This window comes from Streptomyces sp. BYX5S (assembly GCF_054724165.1).
On the sequence record NZ_CM138829.1, the window covers coordinates 445,180 to 461,813 of the forward strand.

Below are 16,634 nucleotides of genomic sequence, written 5' to 3' on the forward strand. Positions count from 1 at the left end.
ACGGGGCGGGCCCCCGGTGTCGTCGCGCGGCGCCGGGGGCCGCCTTGCCCACCCTGCCGCCCCAGGCGGCAGATTGCCCAAGGCGGGGGCGGGGCCGACCGCCTTCCAGCGGTGTTGAACGTGGTTCGAGGAGATTTTCGGTGACTCGGTACGGTTCTTTTCCCGGTTCGCGGCCGCGGCGGCTGCGGACCACTCCCACCATGCGGCGCATGGTCGCCGAGACACGGCTGCATCCGGCCGATCTGATCCTGCCCGCGTTCGTGCGCGAGGGGATCGACGCCCCGGTGGAGATCGGCGCCATGCCGGGCGTGTACCAGCACACCCGTGACTCCCTGAAGAAGGCCGCGGCCGAGGCCGCCGTGGCGGGCGTCTCCGGGATCATGCTGTTCGGTGTGCCGCTGGAGGAGAAGAAGGACGGCCGGGGCACGGTCGGCACCGACCCCGACGGCATCCTCCAGGTCGCGCTGCGGGACGTGCGGGCCGAGGTCGGCGACGACCTGCTCGTCATGTCCGACCTGTGCCTGGACGAGTTCACGGACCACGGCCACTGCGGCGTCCTCGACGAGCAGGGCCGCGTGGACAACGACGCGACGCTGGAGCGGTACGCGGAGATGGCCCAGGTGCAGGCCGACGCGGGCGCGCACATCGTGGGCCCGAGCGGCATGATGGACGGTCAGATCGGCGTCATCCGCGACGCGTTGGACCAGATCGGCCGCGACGACGTGTCGATCCTCGCCTACACCGTGAAGTACTCCTCGGCGTTCTTCGGCCCGTTCCGCGAGGCCGTCGGTTCCTCGCTCCAGGGGGACCGCAAGACGTACCAGCAGGACCCGGCCAACATCCGGGAGTCGCTGCGGGAGCTGGCGCTCGACCTTGAGGAGGGCGCCGACATGGTGATGGTGAAGCCGGCCGGTCCGTACCTCGACATCCTGGCGCGCGTGGCCGACGAGGCCGACGTGCCGGTCGCCGCGTACCAGATCAGCGGCGAGTACTCGATGATCGAGGCGGCGGCGCGCAACGGCTGGATCGACCGGGACCCGGCGATCATGGAGTCGCTGCTCGGCATCAAGCGGGCCGGCGCCAGCATGATCCTCACGTACTGGGCCACCGAGGTGGCGCGGAAGCTGGGCTGAGCCCTCCGGGGGGCCGGGCGCGGTGCGGGCAAGCCTCGGCCGCGGCGGTTCCCCCTCCGGTCCGCCGCGGCCGATTCCCCGTCAGGAAGAAAGTCAGCTGGTGGTTCCTCCGCCGGTGGCGTGGGCGTCCTGCGTGGACAGCTCCTCGTCCGTGGCGTGGGCGTCGGTGGGCTTCAGGTCGCCGCCGGTCGCGTGGGCGTCCAGGGTCGTGAGCTCCTCGCCGGTGGCGTGGGCGTCCTCGGGCTTCGCGGTCCCCGTGGTGTTGTCGGCCATGACGGTCAACTCCTCTTGAGTCTCGGTGGTGCATCGAGTCGGACGAACTCGTCCGGCGGCTCCCCCGTGGGCCGCCGGACGAGCTTTCGCGAGGCCGTTCACCTTAGTGAGACGGCCGGCTTCCGAGCCGTCTGCCCCCCGACGCGACGGACCGGCACTCATGAGAGTGCCGGTCCGCGATAAACGAACGATGAACGGGCGTACACCGCGCCCGAACGGGCTCAGGCGAGGGCTCTGCGCGACAGGAGTCCGCGCACCGTCTGGGCCTCCGGCGAGCCGAGGGAATCGAAGACGGCGAGGGCGTCCGACCAGCACACCTGGGCCCGGTCGGTGTGCCCGATCGCGGACAGCGCGCGGCCCAGCACGGTCAGCACGTTGGCCCGCCGCCATTCGCCGCCGATCCCGTGCAGCACCGCGAGGGCGTGCTCCGCGTGCGAGGCGGCCCTGGCCGGTGCGTGCTCGGCGAGGTGGGCCTCCGCGAGGCGGAACAGCGTCATGCCGTGCCAGAGGTGCTGCCGGCTGCCGCGGAAGACGTCCAGCGCGTCGAGCAGGACGGTGCGCGCCTCCTCGGTCTTGCCCGCGTCGGTGAGCGCGAGCCCGAGCGCGTACTTGCCGTTCGCCAGGCGCAGCGCCTGCCGGGAGGTGTCCTGCTCGTAGATGGCGATGCCCTTGCGCGCGAGCGCTATCGCGTCGTCGGTGCGGCCGGTGGCGAGGTGGACCCGCGAGAGGTTGCACAGGGCGCTCGCCGTGCCCGGCAGGTTGCCGTCGGTGCGGAACGCCGTCAGCGCGACGCCGAAGTGGGCCTCCGCGTCGAGGTGCCGGCCTTCGTAGAGGGCGATGATGCCCCGCTGGTTCGGCGCCTGGCCGGAGGCGACGGGGTCGCCCGTGGCCGCGCCGAGCTCCATGGCGCGCCTGGCCTCTCCCTCGGCCTCGGGGAAGCGTCCGCACACGCTGTGGACGTGCGAGAGCATCGTACGGGCGCGCCCCTCGGCCCAGGCGTCGCCGCTCTTCTCGGCGGCGGTGCTCACGGCGGTGGCCGCCTGGGTGAACTGGAGGGAGTTGGCGCCCGATTCACCGAGGTCGACCGAGGCCATCAGCAGGTCCGCGGCCCTGGTCTGGAGGCCCGCTGCGGCCGACTGCCGGACGCAGGCGAGGAGGCAGCCCGACTCGTTGAACAGCCACTCCAGGGCCCGCTCCCGGTCGCGGAAGACGAGGCCGGGCCGGGCCGTGGGCGAGAAGTGGTCGCTGACCCGCTCGCCGGGGCGCTCGATCGCGTACACGCCCGCCGCCGTCGCCAGATAGAAGTCCAGGAGCCGCGACATCGCCTCGTCGCGCTCCTTCTCCGCCTCGTCCCGCTCCGCGCAGGCACGCGCGTAGAGCCGTACGAGGTCGTGGTAGCGGTAGCGGCCGGGGGCGGCGGATTCGAGGAGGGAGGTGTCGACCAGCGTCTCCAGGACGTCTTCCGTCGCCTCCGTGTCGAGTTCGAGGACGGCGGCGGCCGCGGCGAGGGAGATGTCGGGGCCGTCGGCGAGGCCGAGGAGGCGGAAGGCCCGGGACTGGGCCGGCTCCAGCTGCCCGTAGCCGAGTTCGAAGGTGGCCTTGACGGCCAGGTCGCCCGCCTGGAGCTCGTCGAGGCGGCGGCGCTCGTCCGCCAGCTTGGCGGCCAGCACCGAGACCGTCCAGGTGCGGCGGGCGGCCAGGCGGGAGGCCGCGATCCGGATCGCGAGGGGCAGGAAGCCGCAGGCCGCGACGACGTCGAGGGCCGCCTCGCGTTCCGACGTCACCCGCTCCTCGCCCACGATGCGGGTGAAGAGCAGGAGCGCCTCGTCGGGCGACATCACGTCGAGGTCCACGAGGTGCGCGCCGACCAGGTCGACCATCCGCACCCGCCCCGTGATCAGCGCCGCGCACCCCGCCGTCCCCGGCAGCAGCGGTCTGACCTGCGCCGCGTCCCGCGCGTTGTCGAGCAGGACGAGGGCGCGGCGGCCGTCGAGGGTGGAGCGGAAGAGGGCCGCGCGCTCCTCCAGGGAGTCGGGGACCGCCGAGTCGGGGATGCCGAGGGCGCGGAGGAAGGAGCCGAGGACCGTCTCGGGTTCGGCCGGGCGCGCACTGGTGCCTTGCAGGTCGACGTAGAGCTGGCCGTCGGGGAAGGCGGCGCGCGCCGCGTGCGCCACGTGCACGGCGAGGGTGGTCTTGCCGACGCCGCCGATGCCGGCCACCGCCGACACCGCCATCACGGATCCGCTGCCGGACTCGGAGGACGCGGCGGCGAGTGTGTCGCTCAGCTCCGTCACGAAGGCGGCGCGGCCCGTGAAGTCCGGCACGGTAGCCGGGAGTTGGGCCGGGCGGCGGGGGGCGGCGGACGGCTCGGCGGGCTGGGCCGAGGGCTCCGACAGGGTCGGGTCGGCCTGGAGGATGCGCTGCTGGAGCTCCGAGAGGCCGGGGCGCGGGTCCACGCCCAGCTCGTCGGCGAGGAGGCGGCGGGTGTCGGCGTACACGGCGAGGGCCTCGGCCTGGCGGCCCGAGCGGTAGAGCGCGAGCATGAGCAGCTCGCGCAGGCGCTCGCGCAGCGGGTGCTCCGCCGTCAGGGCCGTCAGCGCCGAGATCGACTCCGCGTGGCAGCCCTGCTCCAGGTCCATGTCCAGGCGTGTTTCGAGCAGTTGGAGGCGCCACTCGTCGAGGCGGGCGCGCTCGGTCTCGGCGTGCGGCCCGGGGACGTGGGCCAGCGGCTCGCCGTCCCAGAGGCCCAGCGCCTTGTTCACGAGGGCGCGGGCCTGGCACAGGTCGTCGGCCTGGCGCGCCTGCTCGGCCTCCGCGACCAGCTCCTCGGCGGCGGCGAGGTCCAGCGCGTCCGGCCGCGCCATCCGCAGCGCGTACCCGCCCGCCTCGGTCTCCAGGACGCCCGGACCGAGGATCTTGCGCAGCCGGGAGGCGTACGTGCGGATCGCGGCCAGCGCCTGGGACGGGGGGTCGTCCCCCCATACGGCGTCGATGAGTTCGGCCGCCGTCGCCGTGCGGCCCTGGCGGAGCAGAAGTGCGGCGAGTAGCGCGCGCTGTTGCGGGGAACCGGTGGAGAGAGGCTCTCCGCCGCGCCACGCGCGGACCGGTCCGAGCACGCTGAAGCGCAGGTCGGCGCCGGTGGCCGGGGTGGGGTCCGAGGCGTCGTCGGGCACGGCGGCGCGCCGCTGCTCCGGTACCCGCGGTCCACCGACCATCTTCCCTGCTCCCTGCCGCCGCTTCGCCACACGTCATTCTGTCGTGCTGTCCAACCGGCACGCCGTGGTATGCGCGCACATCAATGACAACTGCCGTCAGTTTGCCTTGTTCCTGGCGGATACGTCAGCCATGGAGGGCTCCCATCACAGACACCTCACGCGTGAGGTGTCGGCAAGCACTGCATCCTCACTAGCTGACGGGTCGTCAGATCGGCGCTACCGTGAGCACATGGAGACCACGGAGACAGAAAGCACCCGGAACGCCCAATCCCCCCTGAAATCGGCAGACTTCCCGCGGATCATCTCCGTCGACGACCACACCGTGGAGCCGCCGAACGTCTGGTCCGACCGGCTGCCGAAGAAGTACCGCGACACCGGTCCGCGCATCGTGCGCGCCCCGCTGAAGGAAATGACCTTCCTGGGCGGCAAGTTCGCGCCGGTCATGGGCGCGCCCGGCGACGACGGACCGATCGGCGACTGGTGGGTCTACGAGGATCTGCACCGCCCGCTGACCCGGCTCGACACGGCCGTCGGCTACGACCGGGACGAGATCAAGCTGGAGGTCATCACCTACGAGCAGATGCGGCCGGGGTCGTACGACGTGCCGTCGCGGCTCGCCGACATGGACGTCAACCACGTCCAGTCCGCGCTCTGCTTCCCCACCTTCCCGCGCTTTTGCGGTCAGACGTTCACCGAGGCCAAGGACCGTGAGCTGGGGCTGCTCGGGGTGCGGGCGTACAACGACTGGATGGTCGAGGAGTGGTGCGGGCCGCAGGCCGAGGGCCGGCTGATCCCGCTGACGCTCGTGCCGCTGTGGGACGCGGAGCTGGCGGCGGCGGAGGTGCGGCGGAACGCGGCGCGGGGGGTGCGGGCGGTCGCGTTCTCCGAGATACCGCCGCACCTCGGGCTGCCGTCCATCCACACGGACGACTGGGACCCGTTCCTCGCGGCGTGCGCGGAGACCGGGACGGTCATCGCGATGCACATCGGGTCGAGCAGCAGGATGCCGTCCACGTCGCCGGACGCGCCGCCCGCGGTGGGGTCGACGATCACGTTCGCCAACTGCTGCTTCTCGATGGTCGACTGGCTGATGAGCGGGAAGTTCGAGCGGTTCCCGCAGCTGCGGATCATGTACGCCGAGGGCCAGATCGGGTGGATCCCGTACATCCTCGAACGGGCCGACGTGGTGTGGGAGGAGAACCGCGGGTGGGGCGGCGTCGCCGACAAGGTGCGCAAGCCGCCGAGCGAGTACTTCGCGGACCACGTCTTCGGCTGCTTCTTCGACGACGCGTTCGGCTTGCGGAACCTGGACTCCATCGGGGTCGGGAACGTGCTGTACGAGACGGATTATCCGCACTCGGACTCGACGTGGCCGAAGTCGCGGGAGGTGGGGGAGGCGCAGATGGGGCATTTGAGGGCGGATGTGGTGGAGCGGATTGTGCGGGGCAATGCGATTGAGCTGCTCGGGCTTTCGGGGGAGGGGTGCTGGCGGCCGTAGTTCTGTTGCGGGATGCCGTGGTGGACGCCACGGGGCTCTGCCCCGGACCCCGCGCCTCAATCGCCGGCGGGGCTTGATGCGTGGCCGGGATCAAGCCCCTGCGGCGATTGAGCAGCGGGGCCCCGGGGCGGAGCCCCGGGGTGTGGGTGGGGGTGCGTGAGGGGTTGTCTGACGGTGCGTCAGGCGTGAGGATGGGGGCGATTTCGTGGATGTGACGGAGCGTCAGGTGAGCGACGCGTAGGGGGCCATGGTGGTACTCGCATACGGCATGCAACTTCCGGTTCAGTCCCAGAGCACCCTCTTCGCCGAGCCGTGGGAGGCGGCCGCCGGGGCGGAGGATCTCGCCGAGATCGCCCGCACCGCCGACCGCACCGGCTTCGACTACATCGCGTGCTGCGACCACGTCGCCATCCCGCGCCGCCTCTCCGACGCCATGTCGACGACCTGGTACGACCCCGTCGCCACGCTCGCCCACCTCGCCGCCGTCACCGAACGGGTCCGGCTGCTCAGCCACGTCGCCGTCGTCGGGCTGCGGCACCCGCTCGTCTCCGCCAAGCAGTACGCCACCCTCGACCACCTCAGCGGCGGCCGGCTCGTCCTCGGTGTCGGGGCCGGGCACGTACGGGAGGAGTTCGAGGCGCTCGGGGTCGACTTCGAGCGGCGGGGGGCCGTGCTCGACGAGTGCGTCGATGCGTTGAGGGCTTGTCTGGGCAATGAGGAGTTTCCCTCGTTCAAGGGGGAGTTCTTCTCCTTCGAGGGGCTCGGGCAGCGGCCCCGGCCCGCTCAGGCGCGCGTGCCGGTCTGGGTCGGCGGGTCCTCCGCCCCCGCCGTGCGGCGCGCCGCGCTCAAGGGTGACGGGTGGCTGCCGCAGGGCGACCCGCGTGAGCGGCTTCCCCAGCAGATCGAGAAGCTTCGGCGGTTGCGCGCCGAGGCCGGGATACAGGCGCCCGTCACCGTCGGCGCCATCACCGAACCGCTCTACGTGGGCGAAGCCGCCTGGAGCGTCGGGCGGCGCACCCTCACCGGCGCCGGTGAGGCGATCGCCGAGTCGCTGCGCGCCTACGCCGCGATGGGCGTGCACCAGATCCAGGTCCGGTTCCGCAGCCGGTCCCGTACCGAGCTCACCGATCAGATGGCGGCTTTCGCCGCCGACGTGGCTCCGCACCTCACCTGATCACCTTCAACCGCAGGACTACGTAAGGGGTTTGACGCATGGGCAAGCTCGATGGACGGGTCGTCCTCATCACCGGTGCGGCGCGCGGGCAGGGGGAGCAGGAGGCGCGGCTGTTCGCCGCCGAGGGGGCGAAAGTCGTCGTCGCCGACGTGCTCGACGATCAGGGGGAGGCCGTCGCCAAGGATCTGGGCAGCGGCACGGCGCTCTACGTGCATCTCGACGTGAGCAAGGAGGAGGACTGGGTCGCCGCCGTCGGCTCCGCGAAGGCCGCCTTCGGGAAGATCGACGGACTCGTCAACAACGCGGGGATCCTGCGGTTCAACGAGCTGGTCTCGACGCCGCTGGAGGAGTTCCAGCTGGTCGTGCAGGTCAACCAGGTGGGCGCCTTTCTGGGGATCAAGACCGTCGCGCCCGAGATCGCTGCCGCGGGCGGGGGCTCGATCGTCAACACCTCCTCGTACACGGGGCTGACAGGGATGTCGTACGTGGGGGCCTACGCCGCCACCAAGCACGCCATCGTCGGGCTCACGCGCGTGGCCGCCATGGAGCTGGCCGGGCAGCGGATCCGGGTCAACGCCGTGTGCCCGGGGGCCATCGACACCGCCATGAGCAATCCGTCGCAGCTCGACCCCGGGGCCAGTACCGAGGAGGCCGGGCAGGCCCTCGACGAGCTGTACCGCAAGCTCGTGCCGCTCGGGCGGGTCGGGAGGCCGGAGGAGGTGGCGCGGCTCGCGCTCTTCCTCACCGCCGAGGAGGACTCGGCGTACATCACCGGGCAGCCGTTCGTCGTGGACGGAGGGTGGCTGGCGGGGGTCAGTGTGCTCTGACCGCTGCCTGCTTCGGCCGACGGTAGCTGACGAGGCGTCAGGTATTGACGGTCGGACCGCTCGGTGGAACAGTCGATCCAAGCAATCTGACGATGCGTCAGAAACTGACGAGGACGGTGAACCTCCTTGGAATTCGGGCTCTTTGTACAGGGATACTTGGGCAAGAAGGCGCTGACCGACCCCACGGCCGAGCACCGCGCGCTCATGAACGAGACCGAGTACGTCATCCAGGCGGACAAGTCCGGCTTCAAGTACGCCTGGGCGTCCGAGCACCACTTCCTGGAGGAGTACTCGCACCTTTCCGCGAACGACGTGTTCCTCGGGTATCTGGCGCACGCGACCGAGCGGATCCATCTGGGATCCGGCATCTTCAATCCGCTCGCGCCCGTCAACCACCCCGTGAAGGTCGCAGAGAAGGTCGCCATGCTCGACCATCTCAGCGAGGGGCGCTTCGAGTTCGGCAGCGGGCGGGGCGCCGGCAGCCACGAGATCCTCGGGTTCATGCCGGGTGTCACCGACATGAACCACACCAAGGAGATCTGGGAAGAGACCATCGCCGAGTTCCCGAAGATGTGGCTCCAGGACGAGTACGTCGGGTTCAAGGGCAAGCACTGGGAGCTGCCGCCCCGCAAGGTGCTGCCCAAGCCGTACGGGAAGTCCCACCCCGCCATGTGGTACGCGGCCGGGTCCCCGCCGTCGTACGCCATGGCGGCGAAGAAGGGGCTGGGGGTGCTGGGCTTCAGCGTGCAGAAGGTCTCCGACATGGAGTGGGTCCTCGAGCAGTACAAGACCGCCATCCGGGACGCCGAGCCCGTCGGGGACTTCGTCAACGACAACGTCATGGTGACGTCCACCGCCATCTGCGCCGAGACGCATGAGAAGGCCGTGCAGATCGCTGTCGGGGGTGGGCTGAACTACTTGCAGTCGCTGCTGTTCCGGTACCACGACACGTTTCCTCGGCCGGAGGGGATACCGGAGTGGCCGGAGCTGCTTCCGGACTACTCCGAGGAGATCATCGAGCTGCTCATCGCGGAGGAGCTGATGATCTGCGGGGATCCGGACGAGGTGTTGCGGCAGTGCAAGAGGTGGGAGCAGGCGGGGGCGGACCAGTTGTCGTTCGGGTTGCCGATCGGGGTGTCGCACGAGGACACGCTCAATTCGATTCGGCTGATCGGGGAGCACGTCATTCCGAAGATTGATACGGATCCCGTGCATCGGACTACGCGGTTCAGGTCGGCGGCGTAGTCCCTTTGGACCGGCCCCGGCTTCCCCTCCCGGACGGAGGCCGGGGTCCTTGGCCTTGGCGTGGTCGAGGTCGCGGGGCGCTGCCCCGGGCCCCGCTGCTCAATCGCCGCAGGGGCTTGAAAGGCCGGGGCGCTGCCCCGGACCCCGCTCCTCAATCGCCGGAGGGGCTTAAAGGCAGGCCGCCGGAAGGGATTGAAGGCAGGTCGCCGGGAGGGCTTGAAGGCAGGTCGCCGGGAGGGCTTGAAGGCAGGTTGCTGGGAGGGATTGGAAGGCCGGGGTGTTGACCCGGGAACCCGCTCCTCAATCGCCGGAGGGGCTTCGATCGAGAGGGAGGGAGACGGAGACAGATGCTCGACCACCTCATCAAGGGCGCCACCGTCGTCGACGGGAGTGGTGGGCCCGCGTTCATCGCTGATGTCGGGATTCGGGACGGGCGGGTTGCCGTCGTCGCCGAGCCCGGGAAGGTCGCCGAGGAGGCGCGGAGCGCCGAGGACGCCTCGGGGCTGGTGCTCGCGCCCGGGTTCGTCGATCCGCACACGCACTACGACGCGCAGTTGTTCTGGGACCCGTACGCCACGCCCTCGCTGAATCACGGCGTGACCACCGTGGCCGGGGGCAATTGCGGGTTCACGCTCGCGCCGTTGCATCCGCAGCGGCCGGGGGACGCCGACTACACGCGGCGGATGATGTCCAAGGTCGAAGGGATGTCGCTGGTCGCTCTGGAGGAAGGGGCGCCCTGGACGTGGAGTTCGTTCGGGGAGTATCTGGACGCACTCGACGGGCGGATCGCCGTCAACGCCGGTTTCATGGTGGGGCATTGCGCCCTGCGGCGGTACGTGATGGGGGAGGACGCCGTTGGTGGGCAGCCGAGTCCCGAGCAACTGGCCGACATGGTGCGGCTGTTGAAGGAGGCCATGGATGCCGGGGCCTGGGGGCTCTCCACCACGCAGTCCTCCTCGCACTCCGACGGGGACGGCAAGCCCGTGGCGTCGCGGCACGCGAAGCCGGCCGAGCTGATCGCGCTGAGCGAGGCCGTCGGGGAGCACGAGGGGACGCAGATCGAGGCCATCGTCGCCGGGTGTCTCGATCAGTTCAGTGATGATGAGATCGAGTTGTTCGTCGATATGAGTGCTGCTGCCGGGCGGCCGCTCAACTGGAACGTGCTCACCATCGACGCCGCCGTGCCCGAGCGCGTGCCCCGGCAGCTGGAGGCGAGCGAACGGGCCCGCAAGTCCGGAGGGCGGATCGTCGCGCTGACGATGCCGATCCTCACGCCGATGAACATGAGCCTCGGGACGTTCTGCGCGCTCAATCTGATACCCGGGTGGGGTGAGATCCTCGGGCTGCCCGTCGATGAGCGGATCGAGAAGCTGCGCGACCCCGACGTGCGTGCCGAGATGCTGCGCCGCGCCGACAGCAAGGAGGCCGGGGTCTTCCGGCGGCTCGCCAACTTCGGGCGGTACGTCATCGGGGACACGTACTCCGAGGCGAACGAGGGCCTGTCCGGGCGGGTCGTGAACGACATCGCCGCCGAGCGGGGGCAGGAGCCCTTCGAGTGTCTCGTCGAGATCTGCGCCAACGACCGGCTGCGGACCGTGCTGTGGCCGATGCCGACCGACAACGACCCCGACTCGTGGGCGCTGCGGGCCGAGACGTGGAACCACGAGGACGTCATGCTCGGCGGGTCCGACGCGGGCGCGCACCTGGACCGGATGTGCGGGGCGCCGTACACGACCCGGTTCCTCGGGGACTGTCTGCGCGGGCGGAAGCTGATGGGGCTTGAGCAGGCCGTGAAGATGCTCACCGATGATCCGGCCCAGCTGTTCGGGCTGCGCGAGCGCGGGCGTATCCAGGAGGGGTTCCACGCCGACCTGGTGCTGTTCGACCCCGAGACCATCGACGCCGGCAAGGCCACCCTCGTGCACGACCTGCCCGGCGACAGCCCCCGGCTCGACTCCAAGGCCATCGGCATCACCGCCGTGTGGGTCAACGGAGTCGAGGCCATGCGCGGCGATGTCGTCAGTGGCGCCGTGCCCGGCAAGGTGCTGCGCTCGGGTACCGACACCCGGACGGTGAGCACCAAGTGAGCGAGGGACAGCGGCTGTTCGTCGGCGGCGAGTGGATCGAGCCCGGCGGCGGGTACTACGACGTCGTCGACCCGGCCGACGAGAGCGTCGTCGGGCACGCGCCGGAGGCCACCCGGCAGCAGGTGCACGACGCCGCGCGCGCGGCCCGCGACGCCTTCGGGCCGTGGTCGCGCACGAAGCCGGAGGAGCGGGCCGCGATCCTCGACCGGGCCGCCGACCTCATGCAGCGGGACTTCGCCGCGCACGCCGAGCTCGCGCAGGCCGAGAGCGGCGCGACCAGCGGGACCGCGCGCGGGATGCAGGTCGCGGTCGGGGTCGCCCGGTTCCGGCGGTACGCCAAGGGGGCCCTGGAGCCCGTCGAGCAAGGGCTGCCGCCGCAGATCAACGAGGCCGGGCCGATGGGGAAGGCGGGCGTGATGGGCGCGCTCGCCGTGCGCCAGCCGGTCGGCGTCGTCACCTGCGTCACCTCGTACAACAACCCGTGGGCCAATCCGGCGGGCAAGGTCGCCCCGGCGCTCGCCATGGGCAACACCGTCGTCGTGAAGCCCGCGCCGCAGGACCCGCTGTCCGTGTTCCGGATGGCGGCGGCCCTGGAGGAGGCGGGTGTGCCGCCCGGTGTCGTGAACGTCGTCGGCGGCACGGACGTCGCCGTCGGGGAGGCGGCCGTCGACTCCCCGGACGTCGACATGGTCTCCTTCACCGGCTCCACGGCCGTCGGGCAGCGGATCGGCGAGGTGTGCGGGCGGTCCATGAAGCGGCAGCTGATGGAGCTGGGCGGGAAGGGCGCCGCCGTCGTGTTCGGCGACGCCGACCTGGACTCCGCCGTCGCCGGGATCGGGACCACGTACGCCTTCTACAGCGGGCAGATCTGCACCGCGCCGACGCGGGCGATCGTCCACAGGTCCGTGTACGACGAGTTCGTCGCGAAGCTCACCGGCTACATCGGGTTCATGAAGGTCGGTGACCCGCGCGCGCAGGGGACCGTCGTCGGGCCCGTCATCTCGGGCGCGCACCGCGAACGGGTCGAGTCCTACGTGGAGCTGGGGCGCAAGGAGGGCGCCACGGTCGTCGCGGGCGGCGAACGGCCCGAGGCCGAGCGGGGGTTCTACGTCGCGCCCACGCTCCTCGCCGACTGCACCAACGACATGCGGGTCGTACGGGAGGAGATCTTCGGGCCCGTCGTCGCCGTGGTCCCCTTCGACGGCGACGAGGACGAGGCGGTCGCCCTCGCCAACGACTCCGACTACGGCCTCATCGACTACGTGTGGTCGGGCGACGTGGCCCGCGCGTTCCGCGTCGCGCGGCGGCTGCGGGCCGGCGGGGTCGGCGTGAACACCATCGGGCGGAACATGGAGGCCCCGTTCGGCGGGTTCAAGAAGAGCGGGGTGGGCCGGGACGTCGGGTCGTACGCCCTGCACGCGTACAGCGAGTGGCAGTCGATCGTCTGGCCGGGGTAGTCGCGCCGGGCGGGTCGGCCACTCCGCCCGGGGTGGCCGAGGGCGCGGCGCCGGGGCGGAAACGCTGGTCACTTGCGTCCCACGGAACCCACGGGCCGCATCTGTGCGTGTCTACAACTGGGCATGTCAAAGTGTTCAGTTGTAGACGGTCACTACTGCGGAACCGGGGGTTCCATGGAGGCGCTGGAGGCGCGGGATCCGCGCACGGTCGGCCCGTACAGGCTGCTCGGGCGGATCGGTGAGGGCGGCATGGGGCGGGTCTATCTGGCCCGCAACACGGGCGGCCGGAACGTCGCGCTGAAGTTCATCCACGCCGACATGGCGGCGCAAGCGGGCTTCAGGGAGCGGTTCCGGCGCGAGGCGGACGTGGTGCGGCGGGTCGGGGCGCCCGGGACGGTGCCGGTCGTCGACACCGGCCTCGACGAGCGGCACCCGTGGTACGCCTCCGAGTACGTCGCGGGCCCCTCCCTCCAGGACTCCGTCGACCGGTTCGGGCCGCTGCCCGCCGAGTCCGTGTGGCGGCTCGCCGCCGATCTCGCGCACACGCTGGAGCACGTGCACCGCGCCCGGCTCGTGCACCGCGACCTCAAGCCGTCGAACGTGCTGCTGTCCGCCGACGGGCCCCGCCTCATCGACTTCGGGATCGTGCACGCCGCGCTGGACGCCGGGCTGACCACGATCGGGGTGCTGACCTCGACCGGGGCGCGGATCGGCACGCCCGCCTACATGTCGCCGGAGCAGGCGTACGGCGAGAAGGTGACCGCCGCCACCGACGTCTACAGCTACGGGCTCACGCTCGCGTTCGCCGCCACCGGGGTGCAGCCGCACCGGGGCAGTCTCGACCCCCAGCTGCCGGGCGTCGGCAAGGAACTGCGCGACCTCATCCGGCACTGCCTCGACCCGGAGCCCGAGCGGCGGCCGGACGCGGCGCACCTGGTCGTCCAGGCCCGGATGCACGACGCGACGAGCGATACGTGGCTGCCCGCGCAGGTCGTCTCGCTCATCGCCCGCACGTCGGGGCAGTTGCTGAACCTGGAGGCGCGGGCCGACACGGAACTGCACGGTCAGCAGATCCCGCGGCAGGGCCAGGAGGAGCGGGGGCAGGGGCAGCACGCGGGTTCCGGTCCCGGGTACACCGCGTACGACGGCGGTGCGGGGCAGGACTTCCACGGTGCGGCGACCCGGTCGGCCGACGCCGGGCCGAGGCCCTCGGCCCCGCCGGGCCCGAGCACTCCGCCGCCGCCGTCGACCCCGCCGGGACCCGAGACACCGCCGCGCGCCTCCGACGGCTTCCACGGGGCGACCACGCAGGGCGCGCCGCCGCCCCGGTCCGGGTACGGGCCGCCGTACGGATCCGCCGGGCCGCACTCGGGGCCGGACTCGGGGTCGGGAACCGGTCCGGCGGCCACGCCTTCGAAGCCGTGGGGTGGCGGGGGCGGAGGGCGCGGGCTGCTGGAGCGGCCGCTGCTCGGTCTGCTGTGGGTGGCGCCCGCGGGCCTCGGCTCGCTGCTCGTCTTCTTCGCCGACGCCACCTTCATGGGCCTGGTGCGCGTGGCGGGCGCGGCGGTGCTGCTCGGTCTGGCGGTCGCGCTGGCGGCGCGCGGCGGGCCCCGGCAGGTGTACCTGCTGTACTGGATCGGGCTCGCGCTGCTGGTCGTGCAGGCCTGGTGGGGCGTGAGCGAGTACAGCCTGATCGGGTTGCAGGCCCAGCACCAGAGCGACGAGGAGTGGGCCCTGTCGGGTTACCAGAAGTTCGTGGGGTCCGTGGACGGCCTCTTCGAGTTCCTGCTCGCCCTCGGTTCGCTCTCGCTGATCTATGTCGTACCCGCGGCTTTCCTCCGCTTCCGCAAGGACGTCCCGCACGTGACGCAGTAGCCACGGGAAATTTTTGAATCAGGTCAAAACGGACCCGGCTTCGATTACCGAATATCGAACGCCGGGTCCTTTGCCTTGCTATCTGCCGCTAGACTCGGCGATCGGCCTGGGATACTAAAAGCGGTTGTCCGGATTGCCCGTGGATCACTAAGTGGTCGGGTCGTGACAAAGCCCGCCAGATGTGGAAACCGCAGGATTTAACGTCCTGTTCATGACTCAGTTGGACGCAGGGCCCTCGACGGGGCGGGCCGCAGACACCAGCGCGGGCGGCGGCGGCAAGGGCCTCGGCGGGAACTCCGTCGGGCTGCTCGGCAGCGCCGTCATCGGCGTCTCCACGGTCGCCCCGGTCTACTGCCTGACCTCCACGCTCGGCTCCACGGCGGGGGAGGTCGGCCTCCAGATGCCGGCCGTGTTCCTCGCCGGGTTCGTACCGATGCTGCTCGTCGCCTTCGCGTACCGGGAGCTCAACAAGGTCATGCCGGACTGCGGCACGTCCTTCACCTGGACCGTGAAGGCGTTCGGGCCGCGCGTCGGGTGGATGTGCGGCTGGGGCCTGGTGATCGCGACGATCATCGTGCTCTCCAACCTCGCCGGTGTCGCGACCTCGTACTTCTGGCTGCTCGCGGGAGAGATCACCAACAACGCCTCGGTGGCGGCGCTCGACGACGACAAGGCTGTCCACATCGTCACCTGCCTGATCCTCATCGCCGCCGCGACGGCGATCAGCTACCGCGGCATGACCGCGACGAAGGGCGTCCAGTACACGCTCGTCGGACTCCAGCTCGTGGTGCTCGCCGTCTTCGTCGCGATGGCGGTGGCCAAGGCGGGCTCCGCGGACTTCGCGGCGACCTCCGTGGACTTCTCCTGGTCGTGGCTGAACCCGTTCTCCGTGCAGTCCTTCGGCGCGTTCACGGCGGGCCTGTCCCTGTCGATCTTCATGTACTGGGGCTGGGACACCTGCCTCACCGCGAACGAGGAGACCATCGGCAGCGACAAGACCCCCGGCCGCGCCGCGCTCATCGCGATGGTCGTGCTGGTGGGTTCGTACCTGGCCACCGGCGTCGCCGCGCAGATGATCGTCGGTTCGGGCGAGAAGGGCCTCGGCCTCGCGAACCCCGAGACGTCCGACAACGTCTTCGCCGCGCTCGCGGGCCCGGTCATGGGCCCCACCCTCGGCATCCTCCTCTTCCTCGCCGTCCTCGCCTCGGCCGCGGCCAGCCTCCAGACGACGTTCATCCCGGTCGCCCGCACGGTCCTGGCCATGTCCACGTACGAGGCGCTGCCCGCCTCCTACGCGCGCGTGCACCCGAAGTTCCGTACGCCGGGGCGTGCGACGGTCACGGCGGGTGTCGCCACGGGTGTCTTCTACACGGTCATGACGCTGGTCTCCGAGCACGTCCTCGTCGACACGATCTACGCGCTCGGCCTCATGATCTGCTTCTACTACGCGCTGACGGCGTTCGCCTGCGCCTGGTACTTCAAGGCGGAACTGCGCTCCTCCGCGCGGGACTTCGCCTTCAAGGGGCTCTTCCCGCTGCTCGGCGGTGTGCTCCTGGCGGCGGTCTTCGTGAAGACGCTCGTCGACATGTGGAACCCGGCGTACGGCAGCGGGTCCTCGGTGTTCGGGGTCGGTTCGGTCTTCGTGATCGGTGTGGGGCTGTTGCTTGTTGGCGTGGTCATCATGCTGGTGATGGGGCGGCGCAGTCCGGGGTTCTTCCGGGGTGAGGTGTTGAACCGGGAGACGCCGGTGCTGGTCGTCGAGGAGTAGCCGACCCCTGCGGGGCTTGCGGCGCGACCCCTCAAGCCCCTGCGGCGATTGAGCCCTTTGAGCCCCGCCGGCGATTGAGGCG

The 16,634-nt window shown here is 71.1% G+C and carries 11 protein-coding genes; 9 read left to right on the forward strand and 2 right to left on the reverse strand.

Annotated elements, in window-relative coordinates:
- Window positions 1-140 precede the first annotated feature (140 nt).
- Window positions 141-1,133, forward strand: a complete 993-nt coding sequence (hemB, locus tag ACYBSK_RS02045) for a porphobilinogen synthase (RefSeq protein WP_460244963.1) — start codon at window positions 141-143, stop codon at window positions 1,131-1,133.
- Window positions 1,134-1,226: 93 nt separating this feature from the next.
- Here the strand turns inward: hemB and ACYBSK_RS02050 are convergent, their stop codons facing one another.
- Together ACYBSK_RS02050 and ACYBSK_RS02055 are read right to left on the reverse strand one after the other, a co-directional pair.
- Window positions 1,227-1,406: a hypothetical protein gene (locus ACYBSK_RS02050; RefSeq protein ID WP_457475088.1), complete on the reverse strand. Its 180-nt coding sequence runs from the start codon at window positions 1,404-1,406 to the stop codon at window positions 1,227-1,229.
- A gap of 221 nt (window positions 1,407-1,627) precedes the next feature.
- The gene (locus ACYBSK_RS02055; RefSeq protein WP_460244964.1) at window positions 1,628-4,621 is read right to left on the reverse strand and encodes an AfsR/SARP family transcriptional regulator; all 2,994 of its coding nucleotides are present in this window, start codon (window positions 4,619-4,621) and stop codon (window positions 1,628-1,630) included.
- Between the two features lie 229 nt (window positions 4,622-4,850).
- Between ACYBSK_RS02055 and ACYBSK_RS02060 the strand changes: the two genes are divergently transcribed.
- From ACYBSK_RS02060 to ACYBSK_RS02095, 8 genes are all read left to right on the forward strand, one after another.
- Entirely contained in the window at window positions 4,851-6,119 is a 1,269-nt protein-coding gene (locus ACYBSK_RS02060) for an amidohydrolase family protein (RefSeq protein WP_460244965.1), read from the forward strand.
- A gap of 247 nt (window positions 6,120-6,366) precedes the next feature.
- On the forward strand, window positions 6,367-7,293 hold the full coding sequence (locus tag ACYBSK_RS02065; protein ID WP_457475091.1) for an LLM class F420-dependent oxidoreductase: 927 nt from the start codon (window positions 6,367-6,369) through the stop codon (window positions 7,291-7,293).
- Between the two features lie 38 nt (window positions 7,294-7,331).
- Window positions 7,332-8,120, forward strand: a complete 789-nt coding sequence (locus tag ACYBSK_RS02070; RefSeq protein WP_460244966.1) for an SDR family NAD(P)-dependent oxidoreductase — start codon at window positions 7,332-7,334, stop codon at window positions 8,118-8,120.
- A gap of 126 nt (window positions 8,121-8,246) precedes the next feature.
- Window positions 8,247-9,365: an LLM class flavin-dependent oxidoreductase gene (locus tag ACYBSK_RS02075; protein WP_457475093.1), complete on the forward strand. Its 1,119-nt coding sequence runs from the start codon at window positions 8,247-8,249 to the stop codon at window positions 9,363-9,365.
- Between the two features lie 347 nt (window positions 9,366-9,712).
- Window positions 9,713-11,452 (forward strand): N-acyl-D-amino-acid deacylase family protein, encoded by a 1,740-nt coding sequence (locus ACYBSK_RS02080; protein ID WP_460244967.1) that lies wholly within the window; start codon window positions 9,713-9,715, stop codon window positions 11,450-11,452.
- The gene (locus ACYBSK_RS02085) at window positions 11,449-12,909 is read left to right on the forward strand and encodes an aldehyde dehydrogenase family protein (RefSeq protein ID WP_460244968.1); all 1,461 of its coding nucleotides are present in this window, start codon (window positions 11,449-11,451) and stop codon (window positions 12,907-12,909) included. The genes ACYBSK_RS02080 and ACYBSK_RS02085 overlap by 4 nt, the downstream gene beginning before the upstream one ends.
- A 174-nt stretch (window positions 12,910-13,083) precedes the next feature.
- On the forward strand, window positions 13,084-14,784 hold the full coding sequence (locus ACYBSK_RS02090; protein ID WP_460244969.1) for a serine/threonine-protein kinase: 1,701 nt from the start codon (window positions 13,084-13,086) through the stop codon (window positions 14,782-14,784).
- Window positions 14,785-14,995: 211 nt separating this feature from the next.
- Window positions 14,996-16,552, forward strand: coding sequence for an APC family permease (locus ACYBSK_RS02095; RefSeq protein WP_460244970.1), 1,557 nt, complete (start codon window positions 14,996-14,998; stop codon window positions 16,550-16,552).
- The last annotated feature ends 82 nt before the right edge of the window (window positions 16,553-16,634 follow it).

What these genes read in the sequence shown, in the direction of transcription:
- ACYBSK_RS02050 (WP_457475088.1), bottom strand. Translation starts at nt 1,406, where the DNA reads ATGGCCGACAACACCACGGGGACCGCGAAGCCCGAGGACGCCCACGCC.
- ACYBSK_RS02055 (WP_460244964.1), bottom strand. Translation starts at nt 4,621, where the DNA reads ATGGTCGGTGGACCGCGGGTACCGGAGCAGCGGCGCGCCGCCGTGCCC.
- ACYBSK_RS02060 (WP_460244965.1), top strand. Translation starts at nt 4,851, where the DNA reads ATGGAGACCACGGAGACAGAAAGCACCCGGAACGCCCAATCCCCCCTG.
- ACYBSK_RS02065 (WP_457475091.1), top strand. Translation starts at nt 6,367, where the DNA reads ATGGTGGTACTCGCATACGGCATGCAACTTCCGGTTCAGTCCCAGAGC.
- ACYBSK_RS02070 (WP_460244966.1), top strand. Translation starts at nt 7,332, where the DNA reads ATGGGCAAGCTCGATGGACGGGTCGTCCTCATCACCGGTGCGGCGCGC.
- ACYBSK_RS02080 (WP_460244967.1), top strand. Translation starts at nt 9,713, where the DNA reads ATGCTCGACCACCTCATCAAGGGCGCCACCGTCGTCGACGGGAGTGGT.
- ACYBSK_RS02090 (WP_460244969.1), top strand. Translation starts at nt 13,084, where the DNA reads ATGGAGGCGCTGGAGGCGCGGGATCCGCGCACGGTCGGCCCGTACAGG.
- ACYBSK_RS02095 (WP_460244970.1), top strand. Translation starts at nt 14,996, where the DNA reads ATGACTCAGTTGGACGCAGGGCCCTCGACGGGGCGGGCCGCAGACACC.